The 2030-nt window shown below is 39.8% G+C and carries 3 protein-coding genes; 1 reads left to right on the plus strand and 2 read right to left on the minus strand.

The window, feature by feature from the left end; genetic code table 11:
- Positions 1-49: 49 nt before the first annotated feature.
- Entirely contained in the window at positions 50-598 is a 549-nt protein-coding gene (locus QZ562_RS21150; RefSeq protein WP_293764732.1) for a DUF1415 domain-containing protein, read from the minus strand.
- 2 nt (positions 599-600) lie between these two features.
- Complete coding sequence (folD, locus tag QZ562_RS21155) at positions 601-1455, minus strand: bifunctional methylenetetrahydrofolate dehydrogenase/methenyltetrahydrofolate cyclohydrolase FolD (protein WP_293764727.1); 855 nt, start codon at positions 1453-1455, stop codon at positions 601-603.
- Between the two features lie 166 nt (positions 1456-1621).
- On the opposite strand from folD, the gene QZ562_RS21160 reads away from it, so the two are divergent.
- A partial coding sequence (locus QZ562_RS21160) for a hypothetical protein (protein ID WP_293764729.1) occupies positions 1622-2030 on the plus strand: 409 nt, incomplete at its 3' end.

The following is a 2030-nucleotide window of genomic DNA, read 5'->3' on the forward strand; positions in this document are numbered from 1 at the left end:
GAGGAAGGTGAGTCGCCTTATTAAAATAAACATAATATATGAATTATGTTTATTTTAATAAGGCCTGTAAAAATTCTGCCCCCAGCTTTCTTGCTTTGGCAATATTATTCTCAGGTATGCTTTCAGGTTGAGGGTAGTGTCTTAATACAGCTTCTACACTGCTTTCCCTGAGTACATGTAACAAAGGGTAGGGCGAACGGTTTGTGTAGTTAGCTGGGTCATTTTCAGCCTCACCATCAAAGCAGTAATTTGGATGGAAGCTGGCGAGTTGATAAATACCCCCGTAACCTCCTCGAAAAATAAGTGAATTTGCTAATTCAAGCATATCTAAATATTCTTCAAAATTATCAAATCCTGACGGAAAAATAAGTATGGTAGTTTGAATATCCACTTGATTGTCGAGTAACGTGAGTTCATCGAGTAAGTGGCCCAGTGCATCATTGGCTTGAGTTGAGTGGAAAATAGAGAAACGTACCGTATCGCGTTCTAATTCTTTTTTAGCAAAAGGGCAGAAGTTCAGCCCTACAATTACATTGTTTATCCAAGATTTGACAGCTTTTTCAGCCGTGTCATCACTTACCTGAGTAGGTATATTCATCTTCAAGAATGGTACTTCACATAGGCTTCTAGAGTATTTTCAATTAGACTGGCAACTGTCATTGGGCCTACGCCGCCGGGTACAGGGGTGATCCATCCAGCTCTTTGAGAAGCGCTTGCGTATTCAATATCACCACCTAAGCTACCGTCTTGATTCCGATTAATGCCTACGTCAATTACGATCGAACCTGGTTTTATCCACTCACCCGGGATAAAATTTGATTTACCCACTGCGACTACCAACAAATCAGCACGTTGAACATGTGACCTCAGATCCTGAGTAAATTTGTGACAGCTTGTGACAGTGCAGCCGGCAAGAAGTAGTTCCATGAACATCGGACGTCCAACAATATTAGATGCACCCACTATAACTGCGTCTAAGCCTTTTACAGGACGCTTAGTGGACTCAATAAGGCTCATTATGCCTTTGGGTGTACATGGCCGCAAAGCAGGAATGCGTTGAGCGAGTCTGCCTATGTTGTAAGGATGAAAACCATCAACATCTTTTTGTGGATCAATACGCTCTAATACTTGCTCTTTGTTAAGACCAGCAGGAAGAGGAAGTTGAACCAGTATTCCATCAATTTCATCATCAATGTTTAATTGGTCAATAATATCTAATAATGAGCGTTGAGATGTCGTTGCTGGTAAGTCGTAAGATTTTGAAACAAAACCTACTTCCTCACATGCTTTACGCTTCTTATTGACATAAACGTGTGAAGCGGAATCACTGCCCACTAAGACAACGGCTAATCCTGGCGCTCTTCGGCCTGATGAAGTTATAGCTTCAACTTGTGAAGCCACGTGTTGTCTTATGTGTTTGGCAATTAAGACGCCATCAATTTTCTGTGCTGGCATAAATAACCTAAAGCGAAGTATTCTGTGGATGTATTGTCACATACCGTTAGGGTTTTTCGCAATTAGGATGTACCAAAATGATTATACTCAATCATAATTCTTAAGCCATTTCATGTCGTTAATGATATAACGTGCGGCATTATATAGACGTACATAGGAATACCCTTTGGAATTGTCAGGTGTAGAAATTTTTGGATATTGTGCCTCATTGATAATTGCATTTTCTTTAACCAGAAGTTCAATCATTAAACTGCGATGGTACAATCTGTTTGGTGCATCTTGTTTTTGTGTTTACGGCATTATTATTAGTGCTTACCCCGTTGCAGTGTTGAACGGAGTGATTGCTTTAACGAATATATTTTTTCTGACGCGTTTGTTATTGAACGTGGAAAATCAATTTTCTATACTTCAAGTGTCTCGTCCATCTAATTATGTAGACTTTTTTTTGGAGTATCATCGGCAGGACATAAAACGATTATTTCCTCGTTTTATGAAAGTTGCAGCAGTTCCTGCTAGAAAATACTTTTTCTTAACTGAGCGTACAGAAGTAGTCGGCATGTTATCGGGCTTTGAAG

The organism is uncultured Paraglaciecola sp., from assembly GCF_913058035.1.
GTDB lineage: Bacteria > Pseudomonadota > Gammaproteobacteria > Enterobacterales > Alteromonadaceae > Paraglaciecola.